At 46.8% G+C, this 23054-nt stretch carries 16 protein-coding genes; 10 read left to right on the top strand and 6 right to left on the bottom strand.

Annotation, left to right across the window (positions count from 1 at the left end):
- Nucleotides 1-428 precede the first annotated feature (428 nt).
- On the bottom strand, nucleotides 429-1502 hold the full coding sequence (locus tag B9A32_RS14555) for a KamA family radical SAM protein (protein WP_232367174.1): 1074 nt from the start codon (nucleotides 1500-1502) through the stop codon (nucleotides 429-431).
- Between the two features lie 428 nt (nucleotides 1503-1930).
- Here B9A32_RS14555 and B9A32_RS14550 point away from each other — a divergent pair, with 428 nt between their 5' ends.
- The 4 genes from B9A32_RS14550 (at nucleotide 1931) to B9A32_RS14535 (ending at nucleotide 6609) form a co-directional block, all read left to right on the top strand.
- Entirely contained in the window at nucleotides 1931-2851 is a 921-nt protein-coding gene (locus B9A32_RS14550; protein ID WP_084070179.1) for a phosphate/phosphite/phosphonate ABC transporter substrate-binding protein, read from the top strand.
- Between the two features lie 325 nt (nucleotides 2852-3176).
- A complete protein-coding gene (locus tag B9A32_RS14545; RefSeq protein WP_232367173.1) occupies nucleotides 3177-5087 on the top strand; it encodes an ATP-binding protein in 1911 nt (636 codons plus the stop codon).
- A gap of 18 nt (nucleotides 5088-5105) precedes the next feature.
- Nucleotides 5106-5471 carry a response regulator gene (locus B9A32_RS14540; protein WP_084070177.1) on the top strand — a complete coding sequence of 122 codons (366 nt, stop codon included), beginning with the start codon at nucleotides 5106-5108 and terminating at the stop codon, nucleotides 5469-5471.
- Nucleotides 5472-5991: 520 nt separating this feature from the next.
- Nucleotides 5992-6609 (top strand): PEP-CTERM sorting domain-containing protein, encoded by a 618-nt coding sequence (locus tag B9A32_RS14535; protein ID WP_212637955.1) that lies wholly within the window; start codon nucleotides 5992-5994, stop codon nucleotides 6607-6609.
- 253 nt (nucleotides 6610-6862) lie between these two features.
- Here B9A32_RS14535 and B9A32_RS14530 read toward each other — a convergent pair whose 3' ends face one another.
- Nucleotides 6863-7861: a protein-tyrosine phosphatase family protein gene (locus tag B9A32_RS14530; RefSeq protein WP_084070175.1), complete on the bottom strand. Its 999-nt coding sequence runs from the start codon at nucleotides 7859-7861 to the stop codon at nucleotides 6863-6865.
- A gap of 282 nt (nucleotides 7862-8143) precedes the next feature.
- Entirely contained in the window at nucleotides 8144-10753 is a 2610-nt protein-coding gene (locus B9A32_RS14525; RefSeq protein WP_084070174.1) for a PEP/pyruvate-binding domain-containing protein, read from the bottom strand.
- 512 nt (nucleotides 10754-11265) lie between these two features.
- Here B9A32_RS14525 and B9A32_RS14520 point away from each other — a divergent pair.
- A complete protein-coding gene (locus tag B9A32_RS14520) occupies nucleotides 11266-12546 on the top strand; it encodes a CDP-alcohol phosphatidyltransferase family protein (protein WP_084070173.1) in 1281 nt (426 codons plus the stop codon).
- A 314-nt stretch (nucleotides 12547-12860) separates the two neighbouring features.
- Here the strand turns inward: B9A32_RS14520 and B9A32_RS14515 are convergent, their stop codons facing one another.
- From B9A32_RS14515 to B9A32_RS14505, 3 genes are all read right to left on the bottom strand, one after another.
- A complete protein-coding gene (locus B9A32_RS14515; protein WP_084070172.1) occupies nucleotides 12861-14510 on the bottom strand; it encodes an acyl-CoA synthetase in 1650 nt (549 codons plus the stop codon).
- Nucleotides 14511-14687: 177 nt separating this feature from the next.
- Nucleotides 14688-15938, bottom strand: coding sequence for a thiolase family protein (locus B9A32_RS14510; RefSeq protein ID WP_084070171.1), 1251 nt, complete (start codon nucleotides 15936-15938; stop codon nucleotides 14688-14690).
- 187 nt (nucleotides 15939-16125) lie between these two features.
- Complete coding sequence (locus B9A32_RS14505) at nucleotides 16126-17964, bottom strand: acyl-CoA dehydrogenase (protein WP_084070170.1); 1839 nt, start codon at nucleotides 17962-17964, stop codon at nucleotides 16126-16128.
- Between the two features lie 347 nt (nucleotides 17965-18311).
- Here B9A32_RS14505 and B9A32_RS14500 point away from each other — a divergent pair, with 347 nt between their 5' ends.
- From B9A32_RS14500 to B9A32_RS14480, 5 genes are all read left to right on the top strand, one after another.
- Complete coding sequence (locus tag B9A32_RS14500) at nucleotides 18312-19721, top strand: sigma-54 interaction domain-containing protein (protein ID WP_084070169.1); 1410 nt, start codon at nucleotides 18312-18314, stop codon at nucleotides 19719-19721.
- Between the two features lie 92 nt (nucleotides 19722-19813).
- A complete protein-coding gene (locus tag B9A32_RS14495) occupies nucleotides 19814-20176 on the top strand; it encodes a NifB/NifX family molybdenum-iron cluster-binding protein (protein WP_084070168.1) in 363 nt (120 codons plus the stop codon).
- Nucleotides 20169-21911, top strand: coding sequence for a sensor histidine kinase (locus B9A32_RS14490; RefSeq protein WP_084070167.1), 1743 nt, complete (start codon nucleotides 20169-20171; stop codon nucleotides 21909-21911). The genes B9A32_RS14495 and B9A32_RS14490 overlap by 8 nt, the downstream gene beginning before the upstream one ends.
- Nucleotides 21892-22281: a response regulator gene (locus B9A32_RS14485; RefSeq protein WP_139795841.1), complete on the top strand. Its 390-nt coding sequence runs from the start codon at nucleotides 21892-21894 to the stop codon at nucleotides 22279-22281. Before B9A32_RS14490 ends, B9A32_RS14485 begins: the two co-directional genes overlap by 20 nt.
- Nucleotides 22278-22937 (top strand): sensor histidine kinase, encoded by a 660-nt coding sequence (locus B9A32_RS14480; RefSeq protein ID WP_084070165.1) that lies wholly within the window; start codon nucleotides 22278-22280, stop codon nucleotides 22935-22937. Before B9A32_RS14485 ends, B9A32_RS14480 begins: the two co-directional genes overlap by 4 nt.
- The last annotated feature ends 117 nt before the right edge of the window (nucleotides 22938-23054 follow it).

The raw sequence follows: 23054 nt of genomic DNA, 5'->3' as shown, positions 1-23054 counted from the left end.
CACGGGCAGCTGTGTGGGAGAGTAGGACGCTGCCGAATTAATTTTTTATAAAGGCCCTGACCATTATTTAATAATGGTCAGGGCCTTTTTTTTTGTCTTGAATTTCATAATTACCACCTAAATTTTTTCTAACTGCCATGGTCAGACCTTATCATGACCTCGTTCCGCCCACAGCAAAGCTTGAAATACGCCCCAGATCTGGGAGGCATTTGATATAACGGGCATCTCCTATGGGATACAACAAATATAGGGTCGTAGACGCGGAGCCAAATGGTGTCATGACGCCGCCCCCCCGATGGACAATGGTCCCGGCCCGGAACTGTAGACAGCTCAATTGTCCGGTTCCTATTGTCCATCGGAGGGGCGGCTCTGCTGAGGTAAACTTGAACATTGAGTTTACAATTGAATTTTGAAATGAAAATTATATTCTATAACGGGTAGTTACAGATTTTTCCCTGATAGTTTTCAACCTGGATTGTTTTTGGGGAACGGGATTTGACATAATCTGGTAACATGGGAACTTTGCCTTCTCCTCCTGGAAGATCAATCATATACTGGGGAATGCACATGCCGGACAAGCGTCCCCGCATATGTTTCATGATATCAAACCCCACATTGATATCCGGGCGGAAATGGGCCGTTCCTGCAACGGGGTCCGGGTGGTGAAGATAATATGGTTTTACCCGAATTTCAAGAAGTCGGGTCATGAGTTCTCCCATGATGTCGGCATCATCATTCACTCCCTTTAAAAGCACTGTCTGGCATCCCAAGGAAATACCGGCATTGGCAAGTTTTTCGCAGGCCTTTGTCGATTCAGGCGTGATTTCCCGGGGATGGTTGAAATGGGTGTTTATATAAAGGGGTTGATATTTTTTCAACATCATTACAAGATTATCGGTGATGCGGCAAGGCAGGGTGCAAAGGGTTCTTGTGTGAATTCGGATGATGCGCACATGGTCAAAGGTTTTCAAGGTGGACAATATCCTGTCCAGCTGCTCTGTCCCCAGAAGCAGTGGATCTCCCCCGGATAGAATCACTTCGTTGACGGCGGTGTTGCTCTGGATGTATTGAAGTCCCTCCTCAATTTTCTTACTGCTTTTTTTTCCAAAATGCAGATCTTCTTCCCCCACTTTTCGTTTTCGCATGCAATGACGGCAGTACATGGCACAGCGATTGGATACCAGAAAAATAACCCGTCCCGGATAGCGATGAATAACCGCCGGTACAGGGGACTGGGGCTCTTCCGCCAGAGGATCTTCCATATTTTGTTCATCTTCAAGCTCCCTCACATCGGGAACGGCCTGTTTCCACAAGGGATCTTGTTCATTTTCAATCAAAGACAGATAATAGGGAGATATCAGCATGGGATATTGCCGGGTTACTTTTGTGAGGGCTTTGATATCCACATTAAACCCCTTGGGAAGTTGTGCCGGTGAGGTAATGGCTTGTCCAACCTGATTTTGCCATGGGGATTTTTCTGTGTGGGTTTGGTTTGGTTTCAATTTACTGTTTTCCAATTCTTGTTTCCTTAGCGCCGGTTTAATAAATATACACATTGTGCTTGGGGAATATTTCATAAGGGGGTGATCTGGCCATGGGACAGACATCTCTATAGCTCTGCCCAGATCGGTTAAACTCATCCCTTGAAAATAATTTTTTTAACAGGCTCTTAAAAGAAGAGTATCAAAATTCTGGATGACCCTATTCTTTTTGATTTTGGGTGTCAATTTGTTTTTTATAAGATTCGCCGTGGCAACAGCGGTTTTCATTGATTCCGGCACTTTGTTTTTTTTTATGTTAGATGCTATGGTATTTCTACCTTTGTTGTGGGCGTAACCGGATCAAAATACGGCCTGCCCGTGGCAGTTATATTGTTTTTTTGAGAAATGTTTAAAATTAGGAATCACACCATTCACCAGGGAGACACAAAATGAAAATTATCTGCCTGTTTCTGTTTTCTCTGTTAATTTGTCCTGGATGTGGAGATGACGAGCCCGCAATAAAGGTGGATCTTAAAATCAAAGAGCAGGTGATCCGGCCCCATGAGCCCGATGTGATCACCTATGCTTATCTTCCCCAGTATTCCCATACAGTGTCTTACACCCGACACCATCTTCTTGTTTCATATCTTCGAAAAAAAACAGGTTTAAATATCAAGCAGATATTTCCTGACACCTTTGATCATCATATGTGCATGGTGGGTGAAAATAAAATTGATATTTCATTTTCCAACCCCTTTGTTTATGTCAAGATGGCCCGGAAATACGGTGCAAAGGCCTTTGCCAGAAGTATTGAAGCCAGTGGACGGGAAAATTTTCGGGGACAGATTATCTGTAGAAAAGACAATGTTGCCATTAAAAATTTGTCCCATTGTGTTCAAAAGCGATGGATTGCCGTTGATTCAACTTCGGCAGCGGGATTTCTTTACCCTTTGGGTTTTTTTCTGGATCATGGCATTGAAAAATCCGATTTTAAAGAAATTGCCTTTGCCCCGGGGCCCGGAGGAAAACAGGAAAAGGTGATCCTTGCCGTTTATGCAGGTAAATATGATATCGGTACCATTCGTGAAGGTGCCTTGGATGTGGTGGTGGGTAAAATTGACTTGCAACAGATACGAATTCTGGCCATGACAGCTCCCTATCCCGGCTGGGTGTATGCTGCCCGCAAAGATTTGGACACATCGGTTGTGGAAAAAATACAACAGGCTTTTAAGGCACTTGACATGAAAAATGCCACCCATGAAAGAATTTTGAAAGCAGCTCATTTTGCCGCTGTAATTTCCTCCACAGACTCGAATTTTGATTCAGTGAGGGAACTTGTCACTAAAACTGATATAAATCTTACCCAGTAGCCGTATGGTTGTGGGCGCGTTTAATAAATAACTCAACGTTCGGTGTTCGCATTTCGTGGTGGGGTCAGGCTTTCGTTATTGACATTATCGAGGCTTTTTTCGTTGGCAAAGGCCTTGGTCGATAACATCAATAACAAAAGCCTGACCCCGTCGGCACACTGACCCCATCGGTACATTTAAAAATACCGGCTTTGAAATGAAGCCCGAAAGTTGAGTAAATAAAAGGAAATAAATGAAACCGGGATTCAGAAAAAAAATATATGCAGGTTTTTTTTCTTTGCTTTTAATACAGGGACTGGTCCTTTTTTTCTGGGTGAGCCATGTCATGAAAAGCTCTTTACTACAGGAAATAAAAAATCGGGGTATTTCCATTGGAACTATCTTGTCGGCCCGCATGGTGGAGCCCATGCTGGCCATGGATTTTTTGAGAATGCGAGTCCTGCTGGATGAAACTGTGCAGCTGGAGCAGGATATTTTTTATACCTTTGTTCTGGATAAGGAGGGGCGCCCCCTGATTCATACATTTGACCGAGGGTTTCCCACCGCATTAAAGCATCTGAACAGTGTTTCAGATGACCACAATGGTTCCATGAAGTTATTGGATACCGGAGATAAATTGTTCTATGATTATGCCCTGCCCGTTGCGATAGATACCCATCGCCTGGGTACTTTGAGACTGGGGCTTTTAAGAACCCGGGCTGAAAAGGCTGTGGCCAAGATCATGGTGTCTGCAGTGGTTTCCATTGTTTTTACCATATTTATTGCCGGAATTGTGGGGACCATACTTTTAAATCCCATCACAAAAAGTATTAAAAAACTGCATGAATCTTCAGAACAGGCATTAAGGGGGAATCTTGATGTAAAAACGGCTCCCATGCTGGGAAAGAATTGCTGGGATATTATGAATTGCCATAAAAACCAGTGTCCGGCATATAAAAATTATCATCATCGATGCTGGTACATGGCCGGTACCCTTTGCCCCACCTGCGTTGAGGGTGAGTATGCCAAAAAAATAGATTCCTGTCGCCAGTGTCAGGTCTATCGAAAATGCTCCGGGGATGAAATCCAGAGCCTGGCGGAAAGTTTTGATGCCATGACCCTTTCCCTAAAGGGAAATTTGTCCAGTCTTAAGGATGCCGAAGCTGTTTTAAATGAACAAAAAGCACGCCTCCAGACCATATTGGATGCCATTCCTGATTTTATCTCCCTCCAGGATGACAAAGGGCGATATATTTCGGTGAACAAAGCTTTTTGTGACATGTTAAATAAGGAAAAAGAAGACATTGTGGGAAAATTCAATGATGATCTCTTTCCTCCGGGGCTTACCCGGCAATATAATAAAGAGGATAGACAGTTATTTACATCTGGATTACCCTTGATCAAAGAAAATAAAATTATGGACGAAAAGGGAATTTCATGGCTGCATGTTGTTAAAATTGCCGTTATGGATGGCAGTGACAAGGTGGCGGGGCTTGTGTGCAGCGGCAGGGATATTACCCAGCTCAAGGCGGTGCAGGAGCAACTGACCCATGCCCAGAAGATGGAATCTGTGGGTCGGCTGGCCGCCGGGGTTGCCCATGAAATTAATACCCCTTTGGGAATTATTCTCGGGTATGCCCAGATTCTTCTGGAAGATGTGGAACAAGAGGGGCAGATCCATGACGATGTGGCCACCATTGTCAAGCAGACCCGGATCTGTTCCAGGATTGTGGCGGATTTGTTAAGTTTTTCCCGGTCCAGGGAAAATATCATCAGTGAGTTTGATATGAACGGGGCCATTGATGAAGTTTTGGATGTGGTGGTGCATACGTTTGGGTTGCACCATGTGGATATACATCGCTCCTATTACCCCGGACCCTTGAAAATAAGAGGGGATAAGGAGAAATTAAAGCAGGTGTGTATAAATCTTTTGAACAATGCTTTTGATGCCATTGAACAAGACGGTGTTATCTCCATCCATACGGATCTGGAAGCAACTGCCCGGGAGATAACCATTTCCATATCTGACACAGGCCATGGCATTAGCAGGGAAAATATTGTAAAAATATTTGAACCTTTTTATACCACAAAAGGGCCGGATAAGGGGACCGGGCTGGGGTTATCCGTGACCTTTGGCATTATAAAGGAGCACAATGGGAGTATTGATGTGTTCTCTCCCCCGCTCTCATTTCTGGAAACAGGCACCCATGGGCAGGGCACACAATTTGTGGTCACTTTACCCACGGGGTTGGATTGAATAAAGGAGACGTGATATATGGCAATCATTCTTGCACTGGATGATGTTTCAGATGCGGTTCAGTTGATAAAGAGAATTCTTGAACGAAAGGGACACACAGTGGTTCCGTTTACAGAGGAAGAAGAGGCGGTTCTATATGTGGAATCCAATGACGTTGATCTGGCCATTCTGGATATCAAATTGAAAAAGATGAGTGGGGTTGAAGTGCTGGAAGAGTTGAAAAAAAGATCTCCGGCCCTGGGGGTGATCATGCTCACAGGGTATCCCACCATGGAAACGGCCCGGGAATGTTTAAGTCTTGGGGCTGTAGAGTATTGTGTGAAACCCATTGATAAGGACGAGCTGGAAGAAAAAGTGAATGCGGTTCTGGGGGAAAATGTTTAAAATAGTTCTTTTGATGTATGGACATTTCTGTTTAAGAATCATATTATATACATAATTAGCATTGGATGATTCCCATTTTGATCCAGTCTTTTTTATAAGAAATACTCCGCAAACCGGGGGTGTATTTCAAGTTTTGTTGTGGGCAGAACGGGATCGGCCTGTACGTGGCAGGCAGTTATATTCAATGCAGCCTCAAAATTTACCTAAGGCTGCGCCTCCCCGAAGGGCAATAGGAACCGGTCTACAGTTTCGGGCCGGGCCCATTGCCCCTCGGAGGGGCGGCATAATACCATTTTCAATATTCGTTGTGTTCGGCAGGACATGTTCGTTATATTAGAATCAGTCGTTATTAATTTACCGTTTCTTCGATGTTTCACCCACAGAATAGAATAATTTAGTTTACTAAGGTGGATCGAATAAAATTTGATTTTCTGAATATGGTTGAAATATTTGAGCCGTAATAATTATCAAGGGGGGTATGACCATGAAAAAACATTTTGTCGTCCATTTAATGGTATCAATGTTGTTTTTGGTTTTCTTTTTTTCATCCAGCGTATTTGCATATAATTATGGGTTTGAGAATATCACAAATAATAATGCCGGGGATGCGGCCATTGGTGAAGCCCAGCTGTCTTTTTCAGTAACGAAATATTCAGATACACAGGTTCAATTTTTATTTCAGAATATAGGGCCGGAAGATTCCAGTATTGCAGATATCTATTTTGATGATGATGTTCCTTTGATGACTTGGAGTTCATTTTCTTTGATGGGAGACGGTGTCTCTTTCAGCGAAGGTGCCAAGCCGGGCAATCTTCCCGGGGGAAAAGCTTTTAGCTTTTCATCGGATTACAGCTATGATTCCGATAGTCCCGTCCAACCCAATGGTATAAATCCCGGAGAAGTGCTGGGGATTGTTTTTGATTACACCGACGGGTACGGTTTAGATCAGATCATTGCCGCCTTGAATGATGGCTCCATGAGTGTGGGCATTCATGTACAGGGGTTTGCCTCGGGTGGGAGTGAAGGTTTTGTAAACACCCCCACCAACCCCGTTCCGGAACCGGCATCCATGGTTTTACTTGGCATCGGTTTATTGGGCGTTGCCGGGGTTTCACGAAAGAAGATATTGAATAAATAACTCAACTTTCGGGCTTCATTTTAAAGCCGGCATTTTTAAATGTACCGATGGGGTCAGGCTTTTGTTATTGATGTTATCGACCAAGGCCTTTGCCAACAAAAAAAGCCTCGATAATGTCAATAACGAAAGCCTGACCCCACCACCATGACCCCACCACCAAATGCGAACACCGAAAGTTGAGTAAATAAATTCTCATTGATTTTATGGGAATAAGGGTGGATTGGCTTTGTGATTCCGGGAAAGATGTGTAGTTTTATATGTTACCGTTTTCCATCATGATGTGGAAATATTTTTGAACAAATTTGCCGGAAATTGTTTCGGCCACAGAAAAGGTAACGTCTTTTGGGGGCATAAATTGCCCTGACAACGCCAGGAACAGTGTGCGGGAAAGCTCCGTCAGCATTCCATTAATTTTATCATGAAGTGCTGGCACACCCATTTCATAAAATTGACATCTTGCCGGTCTTATATCGTAAATTTCACACCCGTTGCCATTGTTCAACGGACATAAACGATCCTTTTCTTTTGATGCGGTCACTGCTCTTTGTATTAAGCTTTCCCGCTGTGTCGAGGTAAAAATCCGATTTGTTGTGGAATAGAGGTAAACCGCTTCCATGAAAGAAATTTCAAAAAATTTTCGGCAGCAGCTATCTACGCTTTCACCGCAGGAGGATTGATTGGTTTCATATTCTCTGTTTTGCGCTTTCACTTTTCCTGTCATTTCTTTAAGCAAATCCTCGTAATCTGCAAAAAAACGGCTTAAATCCACCCGTTTTTTCATTTCCAAAGACGCCTCTCTGATTTTCAAGGTGCCGGATTTTTTTCCATATTGGCGTAACATTTTCCATTGGCAATAGTTGGATGGATTGGCCCGGGAGCTTTTTAATTTTTTTTTTGCAGCCTTAAGGCCAAGCCCCCTGCGGATCATATAAGAGGTGATAAATGTTCCGGTGCGGCCGATGCCATGGCGGCAGTGCACCAATACTTTTTTTTCCAGATAGATGGCTTCATCCAGCCAGGCCAGGGCCTTTTCCATATCTTTCATTTCTGGGATATCTTCATCCCATATGGGGAGGTAATAGACTTCAAATCCAGCAGCCTCTTCAATTTCATGGAGATCACTGAATTCTGCGCAAAGATTTACAATGGCATTGATTTTTTGGGCTTTAATGTCATCCAGTTCGGCATAGGAGGTGGGGGCATATCCCACGGCAAGACTGTCTGTGATCCATGTTAATTGATATTGTGACATTCAATGGCCTTCCTTGGGGGCTTTGTTTTATATGAAAAGGCAGCCTCCAAGGCAACCTCAGCAGAGCCGCCCCCCGATGGGCAATAGGAACCGGACAATTGAGCTGTCTACAGTTCCGGTCCGGGCCCATTGCCCATCGGGGGGCGGCGGCATAGTACCATTTCCAATATTTGTTGTGTTCGTGAGGAGATGTCCGTTTATATGAAACACTCCGCAAATCAGGGATATATGTAAGCTTTGTTGTGGGCAGATCCAGATCAGAATTGGCTTTGCCCGTTGGGCTTATTGCACCTGTCTGAAATCATATCGTCCTGCCATGAACCCATCAATGAGAAAATCCATATCCTGTTCTTTTTTAATATACATATCCATGAGTTTACTTGCCCCCAGAAGTTTTCCAATGATTTCAAGGATGGTTTTCATTTCTGACAAGGTGCCATGTTTAAATTCGCCATCCACCAGGTCGGATTGAACCGTAACTTCAAACCCCAATCGGGTTAGAATACCTTCAATAAAAGCGGCCCGAAGTTGTCGCCCCTTGGGCTCTCCTCCCCCTCCGGAAAACCTGAAGAGAATATAATTGTCCCCGGCCCGGGTGGTGCAGATGGTATCCAGGATAACAAAATGATAGCCAAACCGAAAGTTGATATTCACATACTCCTTTGAGACCACGGCATAACTGCCAAACCGGGGGGAATCCGCCGGAATAATTCCCCCTGACATCACAATTTTATCATGGGTTTCCCAATCAAAATGGGTGGCTTCAGACCAGTGAATGCCGGGGGTTAAAAGTCCCTTTAAAATCCATTTCATGGGAAGACTTTCAATGTCATCCGGGGTGAGGGTGGCCCTGTCCATTACCTCGGTCTTAAAGGCGTTTCCCACATCCATAAGATAAAAAAGCATGGGGATGGACCAGATCAGTTTTTTGGCCCCCCGGGTGGGGCGGCCTTTTCTACTGCCGGAGAAAAACATCTCTTTCACCGCAGTTTCATGGGCAAAGCGGACAATATCATGCAGGGATCGACATCCCCCCGGGGTGAAATGGGGAGATCCCGGGTCAATGAGTTTTAATTTTGCTGCAAAATCCATTACATATCTTAGTTTGAGCATGAATGAACTGTTTTTAAAGGCGATGCCGTTTCCAGAACGGCTTTGGGAAGATTTGAAGGGGAGTGACGGTAATATGCCGTCATACACCATACCGGTGTCTGCATCCACAGTAACCCCATGCCCATGGATAAGCTTGTCAAAACCGTGGCGGACATTAACCATGGCCGGTACCCCAAATTCCCGGGCAATGGATGAAAAATGGCTGGCACTGCTGCCGGAGGCCATGATCACAGCAGCCATTTTATCAATGGCTGTGACCAGTCGGGGGGATGCGTGTCGAACCACTAACACAGATCCCCAGGGCATTTTTTCCAGCCGGGCGTCTTTCTCATCAAGTTTGTAAACAACCCCCGAGGCAATGCCGGAACACACTCGTTGCCCTCCAGAGCACAGGATTGTGTAAGATTTTTTGGGATGGGGAAGGGATGTTTTTTGCTCTTTGCGGGTGTTGTCCTTTATCTTTTTGTTCACATGAAGTGGCCTGGACTGGAGGATAAACAGGACACCTGAGATATCCTTGCACCACTCTATGTCCTGGGGATGATTGAAATGTTTTTCAAGGGATATTCCCCACCGGGCAAGGGTGAGGATGTCAGGCTCTTCAAGGGAAAGCAAGTTTTTTTTATGTGGAGGTATTTTTATGGTGCAGGTTCCGTACCCGGTGTTGTGCCGGGTATTGGGCACCAGGCCCATTTGATTTTGCTTTTCTTGGCAAAAGGTATGAAAAGGGGAATTGGGATTCTTTCGTGATATGCGAATAATATCTGGAGATATTTTTCCGTTCACAAGGAGCTCCCCCTGTCCCCACACCGAATGGATCACCATATGATCCAGGGTTAAGTCTGCAATATCCCGGGTGTACATCACACCCGAGGCCACGGCATCCTTCATTTCAAGTATCAGCACTGCCATGGGGGTTTCACTGTCCAGTATGCCATGGTTGATTCTGTAAAAAAGTGCCTGGGAAGCGTATTTGCCGGCAATGATTTTTTTATAGGATTCCTGGATATCCATGGCATTGACATTTAAAAGAGTGAGGTACTGACCGGCAAAGGAGGCTTGACCGTCTTCTTTTACCGCACTGCTTCGAAGGGCCATACAGATATCTGTTGGGAGCTGTTTTTGTAGTTCTTCCACGGCAGTGTTCATGGCCGTGCTGATTTCACAGGGCAGGTGTGCATTTAAAATAAGGGCTTTAATGTCTGCGGCAGTACGTTCCAGACTTTGGGCATCATTGATATCCAGGGCCGCCAGTTTTTCATTAATGGGTTTTTCCAAATGGTTGCAGGCCATAAAATAATGAAAGGCGTGGGTGGTGACCACAAATCCATTGGGGGTGGGCAGGTGAAGTTCCGCTGCCAGGCATGAAAGATTAAAAGTTTTTTTACCCACAGTGGCTTCATCAAAGGAGGCGGCCCGGTTAAATGGGATGGTGAACGGAGGGGAACAATCAACCGCCGGTGGCGCCAACATGAACCGTATATAAAAGTCAAATTTTTTAAAATAGGCACCAAGTTCCCTGCTGCCCGAAGGGCACATGGTAAAAAGGGATTGAACCATGCCTGACACAGCCCGGGAAAATTGTTCATAGACCTTTATAACGGCCTGGAAATCATGTCGTTTGTCATGATAATAAAGCTCTTCCAGGGCTGCCAGATGTTCATGGGCAGCTTTATCATGGGCCAGCAGGCTTTTAAAGGCATCATATTTTTCTTTTAAAACCGTTTCAGGAGAAAATAATTGATAGGTCCAGTATCTGAATAGATTTTTGATCAACATTTTCCCTCCTTTTGTGCCATGATTTTGATGGTGTGTAAGAATCTTGCAAGTAATGGGATAATGCTTTTAAAACTTAACATTGACGCAGAGGAAATACAAGTTTGCCGGAAAGAAAGGGGTCTAAGTGTTATTTTCCCTGTCTTTGTCCAGATATTGGAAATTAGAAATGCAGGATGTGTGGACTATTCAGGTTCAAAATGATAAGTAGTGGCAGTTTTTTACATGAAATACCCCTCAAATCAGAGGCGTATTTCAAGCTTTGTTGTGGGCAGGACCGGATCAGAATACGGTTCGTCCGTGGCGGTTTATATGAAAAGATAGTGTTCAACTACCCTCAGCAGAGCCGCGCCCCGATGGGCAATAGGAACCGGACAATTGAGCTGTCTACAGTTCCGGTCCGGGCCCATTGCCCATCGGGGGCGCGGCGGCATAATACCATTTTCTATATTCGTTGTGGCTGAAGATTACAGCCATGTGGGTTATAAAAAAACAAACTGGATTGAGACAATAAAATGGAAAGATTCTTAGTTATTCTTGTGTCTGCTGCTGTGGGAATTGCTTTTTTTGCATGGTTTTCCCAGGCTGTGAAAAAACAATATATGCGTGACTATATTATGTCCCATCAATGGTTGCTGCACCCCAACGCCATTTGTTATTGGCGCACCGCCATGGCGATTTTTGGATTTTCCCTGTACTTTTTTTCCTCCCATCAGTCCATTGCCATATTTATATTTACCTTTGCCGCCATCCTGGATGGTGCAGACGGTGTGGTGGCAAGGGGATGCAATCTGGGCTCCCATTGGGGGGAGTGGCTGGATCCCATGTGTGACAAGTTGACCTATCTGCCACCCTTGATGGGGTTTGCCTATGGGGGGATTATTTCCGTTAAACTGGTGTGGATACTTGTGGTCATTGAATTGTTGGGTCAATTTTTTGCCAGACGGATTTTATCATGGCTTAACGTTTCTGTGGCTGCCAACAATTTTGGTAAAATAAAAGCCATCATCTGTTTTGGCCTTGTTATTTTATGTGCATTGATGGATAAAAATCCCCATATTATTAATATTGGGGACGGCGTGCTCATGGCGTGCATCATTCTTTCTGCGGCATCGGTGGTGTTTAAGTTTATCCCCAATCGTCTCTATGCGGATATCCTGTCCTCCCTTAATTTCTGTTGTGGAGTGGCAAGCCTTGTTTTAACCCATAATCATCATTTTGCCTGGGCCATCTGCATTATCATTGCCGGGCAGTTGTTTGACTTGTTTGATGGACGCATGGCCTTAAAGCATGGGGGGACAAAATATGGTCCTTACCTGGATGATATTGCCGATTTTGTCAGCTTTGGACTGGCCCCTGCCTATGTGATTGTTCAAAAAGAGGGATCTCTGGCATGGGTGGTGGGAGCTCTTTTTATTGTTGGGGTGGCCTTTCGTCTTTATCGGTTTGTTGCCCGGGATAAAAAACGCACCGACTTGCCTGAAGGTATATTCAACGGGCTTCCAAGCCCGGCAGGGGCCTTGATTGTTCTGGGGGCATCTCTCATTGCTCCTCCGGTGGTATTGTGGGGTCTCACCGGCTTTTCCATGGGCTTAATGGTGAGTCATATTCGTTTTGCCCATTTTGGACGGGTGATCCTCAAGCAGATTCCCAAACCTCTGTTTTTCACCATATGTTCCTCCATCATTATTTCCCTGGCTTTTATTTTTAAGACAAAAAATGCACCCATGTTTGGGTATTTGATTTTGAGTTCTGTTATTATTTATATGATTGTGGGTAGAAAATGGGTGAAATAACGGGGGCAGGGGGCCCCGGTATTTTTTAGAACGGATTGATGTGTGGATTTTTTTTATCAGAAAATAAAATTTCCGGGAAACCCCGGCAGAGCCGTCCCCCGACGGGCAATGGGAACCGGACAATTGAGCTGTCTACAGTTCCGGGCCGTCGGGGGGGCGGCGGTATAATACCATTTGGCTCCGCGTCTACGACCCTATATTTGTTGTGTCCGACAGGAGATGCCCTTTTATATGAAAAACTCCTGTGAACCACCGGTCTCCAAACTTTGTTGTGGGCAGAGCCGGATCAGAATATGGTGGTCTGCCCGTGGCGGTTAAAAAATATCTTTGTAGGATTCCCGCATGTCCCGTTTTAAGATTTTGCCTGTGGGGGTCTTGGGCAGTTCATCCACAAAAATGATCTGTTTGGGAATTTTAAATGAAGACAAATGGGCCTTGCAATGGTCCATTATTTCATCCTGGGTGGTTGTTTTGCCTGCACGCAGTTTTACCACCACCACCACGGCTTCCACCCATTTGGGATGATATACGCCAAGGGCCGCCACCTCTTCCACATCCGGATGCAGATACACAGCCTCCTCCACCTCCCGGGAGGCAACGTTTTCTCCACCGGTTTTGATCATGTCCTTTTTACGATCCACCACGGTGATATACCGATCTTCGTCCAGCACACCCAGGTCGCCGGAGTGGAACCACCCACCTTCCATGGCTGCCTCTGTTTTGTCTGCTTCCTTAAAATACATGGTCATGACATGGGGACCCCGGCCACAGATTTCGCCGGGTACATTGATATCCACAATTTCGTCACCGTCATTGTCTTCAATTTTCGATTCCATGTGCAGTCCCCCCATGCCGGCTGAACCGATTTTTTCCAGGGCGTCTTCGGCTTTGAGAATGGTGTGGTAGGGGGCAAGTTCTGTCTGGCCGTAATAATTGTAAATTCCGGCTTTGGGGAATTTTTCAAGGAGCTCTCTTAATATCTCCCGGGGCATGATGGAGGCCCCATAGTAACATTTTACCATGCTTGACAGATCATATTTGTCAAAATCAGGGTGACGCAGCATACCGATCCACACCGTGGGCGGGGCAAAGAACATGGTGGCTTTATATTTGGCAATGTTTTTTAAAATCATGCCAATGTCCGGACCCATGAAGATATTGGTACCCCCCACCCAGAAAATGGGATTCATGAACACGTCCCGCTGGGCACAATGGTAAATGGGAAGGGCGTTGATATTGACATCACAGCTTTCATATCTGCCGTCTATGATGGCACCCATGTATTCGGCAATAAGCGCCTGGTTGCTGATGATGACCCCCTTGGGAAGGGATTCCGTGCCGCTGGTGTAGGTCATTTGTGCGGGATCTTCAATGCGCAAAATTACATCCGGTTCCGTATCAGGGTAGGGGGCAAACCAGTCATCAAAATTGATAAATTTATCTGTGGGAGCGTCTTCTCCTGCCCCCTGGTTGGACCAGATCAGGGTTTTCACCGACGGCATTTGATCCAGCACATCCTTGATCTGGGGGTATAAACTGTCTTCCACAATAAATACCTTGCTTTCTGAATGATTTATGCAGTAGGCAATGTCATCTCCCTTTAACAGGTAATTCACAGCAAGGTATATGGCACCGATTTTGGCACTGCCCATCCAGGTCAATACATGGTGGTGGGTGTTGTGGGCCAGAATAGCCACTCTGTCATATTTTTTGACCCCCAGGTCAGCAAGGGCATTGGCCACCTGGTTGCACTCTTTTTCCAGTTCTTTGTAGGTGCGGGTGATCTGATCAAACACCAGGGCCGGTTTATCTGGAAAATGATAGGCGGTTCTTCTGAGCATGTCGGCAATGACCCATCTGTTGGTGCGGTTATTGCGCTCCATGATGAACTCAATGTTTTCTTTGTTGATGAGGTTGTATTTCTCTTTTTCTGCTTGTGAAAGGGGTGATGTTGTACCTGCCATGGTATTGATGCCTCCTTTTTTTACTGCCTCATTGAATCCAGGCAGACACCGGGGTGTTTTATGGATGCCTGCCTGGACATATACGCTTTTGTAAGAAAAAGTAGATAAATCGAACACTCTTCCGTATTTTTTTGTGGGCAGAACCGGATCAGAATACGGTTCGCCCGTGGCGGTTATTTACAGCATTTCAATGGCACACGCCATGGAAACGCCGCCGCCGCCGCACAGGGTGGCAAGACCCAGGGATTTTTTCCGGTGTTTCATGCCGTAAATCAATGTGGTCATGATACGGGCCCCGGTGGAACCCACAGGATGGCCAAGGCCAATGCCTGAGCCGTTGATGTTGGTGATTTCCCGGTTGAGCCCCAGTTCTTTTTCACATCCAAGATATTGACCGGCAAAGGCTTCATTCACCTCCAGAAGTTCAAAATCATCAAGGGCAAGTCCGCTGTTTTTTAAAAGATTCTTAACGGCCGGTACCGGTGAGAGTCCCATGACAGAAGGATGACAGGCCCCCCTTCCCACAGCTTTTATGCGGGCCAGGGGAGTGAGTCCCAGTTCCTTTGCTTTGTCTGCGGACATGATGATCATGCCGGTGGCACCGTCATTGATGCCGCTGGAATTGCCTGCGGTGACCTTACCGATTTTGGGAACAAAGGCCGGGGGCAGGGCTGCCAGTTTTTCCATGGTCATGCCGGGCCGGAAATGTTCATCCCGGTCAAATATCAGGGGATCTTTTCGTTTTTGGGGCACTTCCACGGGTACGATTTCCTCTTTGAACCGACCCTCAAGGGTGGCTTTTTCAGCGGCATTGTGGCTTCTTAAGGCCACTTCATCCATCTCTTGTCTTGTGATGCCAAGGTGCTGGGCAATGAATTCCGTGGTGTGGCCCATGATGTAGGGTTTGCCCACAAACATGCTCAACGGCGCTTTTGTTTCATCCACCGGCCCATCTTCGGGGTGGGGAATGATGTGGGAACCGCAGTGCAGGGCATGGATCATGTTATCCACAAATGTCTGGTCCTGGAGCCTGCAGCCCCACCGGGCCGCCGGTACGGAATAGGGCACACTGGACATATGTTCGGTGCCGCCGGCCAGGATGACATCTGCCATGCCTGCCTGGATCATGGCCATGCCGGAAATGGCTGCCTCCATGCCGGAAATGCACACCCGGTTCACTGTAACAGCGGTGACGGTGTCTGGAATACCTGCCAAAAGGGCTGCCACCCGGGTGGTGTTCAGGGTTTCTGAAGATTCAATACAGCATCCGTAACGGACATCGTCAATGACGGCCGGATCAATGTTGGCTCTTTTAATGGCTTCCTTCATGGTGACGGCGGCCAGGTGGGCACCGCTGAGATTTTTCAGGGTGCCGCCAAAAGCGCCGATGGCGGTTCTACAGGCTGAAACGATTACAACATCTTTCATTTTCTATTCTCCTTGTATCTGTATGAATTTCAGATCTGGTATGATCACGATCTTTCATCGTTTAAGGGAGTCATATTTTATTGATTTACCATTTACAAAACTCAGACAAGCATAATTCATAAGTGGAATATTAGATAAACGGTAAATTAAAAACTGCTGACTCCCTAAGTATGTGTCTCTTTATTGTTTAAAAGGCATTTTCCTGGATGGTAACGGCCGGGTTGTTGTCTGTACACAAGGCATCCAGTTTTCCCAGGGTCACAGGTAGCAGGGTCTCCATGAAAAATCGGGCTGCCATGAGCTTTCCATGGTAGAAGGCTGCGGTTTTGTCCCGGGCCACCACCTCATCCATGGATTTTCCCTTGAGGCGTTTTTCCAGTGCAGGCAGGGCTGCTGTGGCCCGCCACAGAAGCATCCAGGCCATTATCACGTCACCTGCAGCATCCATTAAGGGGTGTGCCACGGCAAAGGCGGATTTAAAGGCCGGTGATTGAATGCTGCCGGCGATGTCCATGGCGGTTTTATGAAATTTATCTGCGGCAGCTTCCAGTTGATCAGCCATATCCCCTAAGAGTTCATGGGTTCTTGCCCGGGCTATGGTTTTTTTCATTTCCCCCATCAGAGAATCAAGATAAGCGCCTTTGTTCATGGCGATTTTTCTCCCCAGGAAGTCCATGGCCTGGATGCCGTTTGCGCCCTCGTAAATGGAGCATATTTTACAATCCCTTGTCAGCTGTTCCATGGGATACTCTTTGGTGTAGCCGTATCCACCAAATATCTGCATACCGTCAACGCACACATCAAAACCTTTTTCACTACAGTATGCCTTGACCACAGGGGTTAATATCTCGATGAGTCCGCCATACTGCTCCCGTTCTTCCGGAGTGGCTGCGCAGCTTTTTTTGTCAAAACAAAAGGCTGTAAAGAGGGTAAGGCTTCTCATTCCTTCCACATAGGCCTTCATTTTTAAAAGCATGCGTCGCACATCCGGGTGTTGGATAATGGGCACCTGGGGGGCACCGGGTTTTGCGCTGTCTTCCAGTGCCCGTCCCTGGAGACGGCCTGTGGCATAGTCCAGGGCATGGAGATAGGCGCAGGATGCATGGGTAAATGCCTGGGTTCCCACCTCCAGACGTACGTCATTCATCATGTGAAACATGATGGCCATGCCCTGGTTTTCTTCTCCTAATAGCCATCCCCGGCATTTTCCCTTGCTGCCCAGGGAGAGACTGCATGTGGGGCTGCCGTGGATACCCATTTTGTCTTCAACGCCGGTGCACACCACATCGTTGTCTTCCCCCAGGGTGCCGTCCGGGTTCACCCATATTTTAGGAACCAGAAAAATTGATATGCCCTTGGTGCCCTCTGGAGCACCTTCTATCCTGGCCAGCACCGGGTGGATAATATTCTCCGTGAGATCCTGCTGGCCGTTGGTGATAAAAATTTTACCGCCGGTGATACTGTAAGTTCTGTCATCGTTTTTCACTGCCGATGTGGTCAAGGCTCCCAGGTCCGATCCTGCCTGGGGTTCGGTGAGCAACATTGTGGAACCCCACTCACAGGTATACATTTTTTTTAAGAAAAGCTGTTTTTGTTCCGGTGTGCCGAAAATGTCCACCATTTTTCCGGCTCCATGTCCCAAAATGGCATAGGTCATGAACGTGTAATTGGCCCCTATCATATACTCCAGGGCTGCCTGGGCCACAATGTGGGGAAGCCCCTGTCCCCCGAATTCAGGGGCTTCGGTGAGGGCGCCCCATTCACCTTCCACCAGAAGTTTGTGCACCGGGCGGAAACACTCCGGTACACGAACTTCGCCCCTGTCAAAAACCACCCCTTCTTTGTCGCCAAGGGTGTAGGTGGGCAGTATTTCTTTGACGGCAAGGTTTCTGGCTTCTTTTATGACCATATCCGCCATTTTTTTATTCACGTCATCAAAGGCTCCAGAGTCAAGGATGCTCTGGGTGTCCAGCTGTTCGTAAAGAACAAAATCAATGTCCCTTCTGTCTGAAATTACTTCTGCCATGCGTATTCCTCCCGAATGGTTCCATGTGTGCCCCTGGGGCCGTTTCTATGAATTGGTTGGGTAAATAATATTTACTTACCTTGGCGTGGCATGTCAAGGGAAATGTCATTAAGGCTTGTATTAGGTTTCCTTTTTTTTTATATTGATCACACCACCTGACCCCTCCCATGGGGACAGATGGTGTGATTAATTTAATTTCGTGCTCATTCCTTAACATCTCATGAGTCCGAAGTTCTCATTTCTCATACCACATGGAATATGCTCAACTTCAAAAAAACACATTAGTGGTGTCAAATTGGAAAACTTATGACTGACGAGTTAACATCAAAAAAAGGATAAAACCGCCCATGGACAGAGTTTCCCCCCCCAGAATCCAGGGATTGATGAACCATTCCCTGGATTTTTGTGCGTTCCTGGATGATCTACCCCTGGGCATTGTCATCCTGGATCTTAATTTTAGAATTGTTTTTGTTAACCATGTGTTTGAGGCCCTCACCGGCTATTCTGCTTCCGATGCCCGGGGGATCCCCTGTTGCCATATTGTCCGAAGCCGGGAGTGCGGCAACGGCTGTCCCGGATTATTGACCACCCATGGCAAATCCTCTTCCTGCGTTGAAAGTGATATCATCAGCCGGGATCGTCGGCGCCTTCCTGTGCGCATCTCCCTTGCCCCACTGTTGGATGAATCCGGCCATTCCACAGGCTACATTGAAACCATAGAAAATATTCGTGCCATAAAAGAAGATGTGGTGAAAAGAAATAAGGCCTACAGTTTTTCTGACATAGTGGGAAGAAGTCCCCAGATGGAAAGAATTTTCCAGACCGTTCCCATTCTTGCCCAGAGTGACACCTCCATTCTCATCACCGGGGAGACCGGCACCGGTAAAGACCTGGTGGCCGAAGCCATCCACCAGACATCCACCCGGGCCGCAGGACCTTTTATTAAGATCAATTGCGGTGCCCTGCCTGAAACCTTGTTGGAATCTGAAATTTTCGGACATCTCAAGGGGGCCTTCACCGGTGCCGTGGAAAATAAGCCCGGGCGGTTCCAGCTGGCCCACAACGGCACCATTTTTTTAACGGAGATTGGAGATCTGCCCATTCCTTTACAGGTGAAGCTTTTGACCTTTCTGGATGACAAAGTGATTTATCCCCTGGGCAGCACCAAAGGGTTTAATGCCGATGTCAGGATGATTGCCGCCACCCACCGGGATCTTGAAACCATGGTCACAGAGAAGCGGTTTCGCCAGGATCTTTTTTTCCGGCTCAACGTGGCCCGCATACATCTGCCCCCCCTGCGGGAAAGGGAGGGCGATGTCCGGCTGTTGCTGGACCATTTTGTCAACCTGTTTTCCATAAAACTCAATAAAAAAAACAACCGTTTTACTTCTGAAGCCCTGGCCATATTGGGCGGATATGCCTATGCCGGAAATATCCGGGAACTTCGCAATATTGTGGAATATGCCGTTAACATGGCAGGAGAAAAACCCATTGAACCGGAGCATCTTCCGGCCTATCTCTTTGATGAGCCGCCCAGCATCGTCCTGCAGGGCCATGGAGACCCGCCCCCCCCCTCTTTACCTCCCACCGGGGGAGGGGCCGCGGGCAACCCCGGGAGAACGTGGGCCAATGCAGAAAGGGAGATGATCCTGGATGCCATGGTCCGGGCCAAGGGCCGTAAACAGGTGGCTGCCGATCTTCTGGGCTGGGGAAGAAGTACCCTGTGGCGGAAAATGAAACAATATGAAATACAATAGGCTGTTTTCGGGGATGAGACATGGTGAAACTATTTGACATGTTTTCACACCAACGATATACTTGCTCAATTTAAAAGCTAAGGGCAACTGCCATGATTAAAAAAATCCTCATTCCCATTTCCGGTGACGATGTGGCCCCGCGGTTTGATCTTGCCACAGAGGTTCTTGTTATTATTGTTTCCTCAAAAAACAACGAAATTGAAGAAGAGCGAACCATCGTGCTTCCCAGGGCCTCCGCAGAAAAATTATGTCATCTTATTTTAACGGAAAATATCCAGGTGGTGATTTGCGGTGCCATTGAAGATGAGTTTTATCAATTTCTTCGCTGGAAACAGGTCACCGTTTTTGATACGGTCATTGCCACCTGGCAGGACGCCTTTGACGGGTTTCTTGGAAACAGATTGACGTCTGGCGACATTCTTTATACTCGGATGGTTGAGGGGGAATATGTTTAAAAAATGTAGAATAGGTGTTTTTCTGGACCGTATTTACAACTCCAAAAAGGGGGCGCCGGAGTATTACATTGTACTTCGTAGAATCATTATCACCACCATGATGGTTCTGACAACCCTTCCATTGGCGATGATGATCATTGTTAATCATTTTCAGTATCGCAGCCATCTGAGAGCAGAACTTGTCAGCCCCATCATCACCATGGCCAATAAGACAAAACACTCCTTTGAACTTCTGCTGGAGGCCCGGCTTTCCACGGTGCGTTTCATTGCCACGGCCTACACCTATGAGGAACTCAAGGATGCCCATAATATCAAGCGTATTTTATCTTTTTTGAAAAATGAATTTGGTGGATTTGTGGATCTGGGGCTCATCGGTTCCGACGGAATTCTGGAAAGTTATGCCGGCCCGTACCCATTGTTAGGCAAAAATTATGCTGAGCAGATCTCCTTTCAGGAAACCCTGATCAAAGGAAAATATATCAGTAATGTGTTTCTGGGGCATCGAAAATTTCCCCACATTGTGGTGGCGGTACAACACCTCACCGATGACGGTCAGACATGGATATTAAGGGCCACCATAGACACAGATCAATTTGACAATCTCATCCACAGCATGGGGCTTGAATCCAAAAGTGATGCTTTTCTGGTGGATAATCAGAACGTGTTCCAGACCAACTCAAAATTGTATGGAAACACCTTGGAAAAATGTCCCTTTGAAATCCCTGCCAATCGGTTTGATTCCCATATTGTTGAAACCAAAGACCCGGATGGTCAGAATGTCCTCATTGCCAGTGCAGGATTTCGTGTGGCAAATTATACGCTGGTGCTGGTCAAGCCCCGCTCCGTGGTGCTTCAATCGTGGTATGCCCTTAAAACAGAATTGTTTGTGGTGTTTGCCATTGGATTTACCTTGATTCTTTTAACCATTATTCAGATCACCAACAGCCTGGTGAAACGGTTAAGGGAGTCCGATGAAAAACGGGAAAAGGTGATGGATGAACTCCAGCACAGCCAGAAGCTGTCATCCATTGGCCGCCTGGCCGCCGGAGTGGCCCACGAAATTAATAATCCCCTGGCCATCATCAATGAAAAAGCAGGGTTGATCAATGATCTTCTTGATTACTCCGAGGCTTTCAAGAACCAGGCAAAATTTCGGCTTTTGATTGCATCTGTTCTTCAATCCGTTGACCGGTGTCGCACCATCACCCACAGACTTCTGGGATTTGCCAAGCGCATAGATCTCAAGATTGAGCCCATGGAAACCAACATCGTTGTCAAGGAGGTTCTGGGGTTTCTGGAACGCGAAGCCCTGTATCGAAAAATAGATGTCCGTTTGAAACTGTTTGAGGAGCTCAACACCATTAACTCGGACAAGGGCCAGATTCAACAGGTGTTGCTCAATCTTTTGACCAATGCCTTTGCTGCTGTGGAAGATGGCGGGGTGATTCGTATTAGAACGGAAAATTTCAGGGTAAGCGGCGTGAGAATAACGGTGAGTGATGATGGAAGCGGTATTCCTGAAGATATTATTCAACATATTTTTGATCCGTTTTTTTCCACCAAAAAGGAAAAGGGTACCGGGCTTGGTCTTTCCATTTCCTATGGTATTATTGATAAACTGGGGGGCACCATAAGTGTTTCCAGTAAAGTGGGACAGGGCAGTGATTTTGTCATTACCCTTCCTAAAACCCCGGAACATTCACCGGAGGATGAGCATGAACAAGAAGCGCATTAGAGTATTGTTGATTGATGATGAAGAAGAGTTTGCCAACACTCTGGCAGAACGTCTGGAGCTAAGGGGGTATGACACCAAAACCGCTGTATCCGGTGAAGACGGGTTAAACCTTATGAACGGTGAGTCCTTTGACATTGCAGTGCTGGATTTGATGATGCCCGGCATGAACGGGCTTGACACCCTGCGTCGCATTAAATCCCAGACACCGGATCTGCCGGTGGTACTGCTCACAGGCCACGGCTCCACCAAGGAGGGCATGGAAGGCATGCGCCTGGGAGCCTTTGATTATCTTATGAAACCCCTTGATATCAAGGATTTGACCCTTAAAATTCTCAGCGCAGTGGATGCATCGGATGGAAACGAAAAATGAATGAACAAGATTTTTTAAAAGCCCGGCTGTTGGGCAAGTTGACAGCTTCTGCCACCCATGAGTTTCAAAATGTTCTGGCCATCATAAAAGAGAGTGCCGGGCTCATGGAAGATGTACTGGCCTTTACCCCCATGGAAGATGCTGAGGTTCTGGAGCAGCGCCTGGGGATGCCCCTTTCCACCATAAAAAAACAAGTGGCACGGGGGGTGGATCTGGTTTCGTGCTTAAATGGATTTGCCCACTCCACGGATCATGTCCGGTGCAAAGTGGATGTGCAGGTGTTAGTGAACAATCTGCTTGCATTGAGTCGACGTCTGGCAGCCAATACCGGCGTGGATCTGGCCCTGGAAGAGAAAGAGACGCCTTTGTATATGGAAACCGACGCAGTTCAGTTTCAGCTTTGCATCTACTATGCTCTGGAATCTCTTTTTTCGGCACTTCCGGCCCGTTCTCTCATTACCCTGAGCCTTGAAGGCTCGGCAACGTTGTCAGCTGTGACATTGTGTGCAACCCATCCAGATCAACCCGTTCCCGATGATCTGTCCCGGATCATTTGCCGGGAAAAAGCTTGGGAGGTTCTGCTGGAAGCCGCACGGGCCATCCAGGTACGTCCCAAAGCCAATGACACCGGGGTGACATTGTTTATGGATTCGTAACGGGCCCGGACCGGAACTGTAGACAGCTCAATTGTCCGGTTCCTATTGCCCGCCGGGGGGGGGCTCTGCTGGGGTTGCCTTGGAGGCTGCATTGTATATAACGGTCATGATGCGCTG

Origin of the sequence: Desulfocicer vacuolatum DSM 3385, from assembly GCF_900176365.1 — a bacterium.
Lineage (GTDB): Bacteria > Desulfobacterota > Desulfobacteria > Desulfobacterales > Desulfobacteraceae > Desulfocicer > Desulfocicer vacuolatum.
Note: the sequence above shows the minus strand (reverse complement) of the source record. Positions and strands in the feature narration are given on the sequence as shown.

Bases quoted from the DNA above. Each gene is read 5' to 3' on its own strand.
- B9A32_RS14495 (WP_084070168.1), top strand. From the start codon at position 19,814: ATGATTAAAAAAATCCTCATTCCCATTTCCGGTGACGATGTGGCCCCG.
- B9A32_RS14525 (WP_084070174.1), bottom strand. From the start codon at position 10,753: ATGTTGATCAAAAATCTATTCAGATACTGGACCTATCAATTATTTTCT.
- B9A32_RS14510 (WP_084070171.1), bottom strand. From the start codon at position 15,938: ATGAAAGATGTTGTAATCGTTTCAGCCTGTAGAACCGCCATCGGCGCT.
- B9A32_RS14500 (WP_084070169.1), top strand. From the start codon at position 18,312: ATGGACAGAGTTTCCCCCCCCAGAATCCAGGGATTGATGAACCATTCC.
- B9A32_RS14545 (WP_232367173.1), top strand. From the start codon at position 3,177: ATGAAAAGCTCTTTACTACAGGAAATAAAAAATCGGGGTATTTCCATT.
- B9A32_RS14540 (WP_084070177.1), top strand. From the start codon at position 5,106: ATGGCAATCATTCTTGCACTGGATGATGTTTCAGATGCGGTTCAGTTG.
- B9A32_RS14490 (WP_084070167.1), top strand. From the start codon at position 20,169: ATGTTTAAAAAATGTAGAATAGGTGTTTTTCTGGACCGTATTTACAAC.
- B9A32_RS14535 (WP_212637955.1), top strand. From the start codon at position 5,992: ATGTTGTTTTTGGTTTTCTTTTTTTCATCCAGCGTATTTGCATATAAT.
- B9A32_RS14520 (WP_084070173.1), top strand. From the start codon at position 11,266: ATGGAAAGATTCTTAGTTATTCTTGTGTCTGCTGCTGTGGGAATTGCT.
- B9A32_RS14530 (WP_084070175.1), bottom strand. From the start codon at position 7,861: ATGTCACAATATCAATTAACATGGATCACAGACAGTCTTGCCGTGGGA.
- B9A32_RS14485 (WP_139795841.1), top strand. From the start codon at position 21,892: ATGAACAAGAAGCGCATTAGAGTATTGTTGATTGATGATGAAGAAGAG.
- B9A32_RS14480 (WP_084070165.1), top strand. From the start codon at position 22,278: ATGAATGAACAAGATTTTTTAAAAGCCCGGCTGTTGGGCAAGTTGACA.
- B9A32_RS14515 (WP_084070172.1), bottom strand. From the start codon at position 14,510: ATGGCAGGTACAACATCACCCCTTTCACAAGCAGAAAAAGAGAAATAC.
- B9A32_RS14550 (WP_084070179.1), top strand. From the start codon at position 1,931: ATGAAAATTATCTGCCTGTTTCTGTTTTCTCTGTTAATTTGTCCTGGA.
- B9A32_RS14505 (WP_084070170.1), bottom strand. From the start codon at position 17,964: ATGGCAGAAGTAATTTCAGACAGAAGGGACATTGATTTTGTTCTTTAC.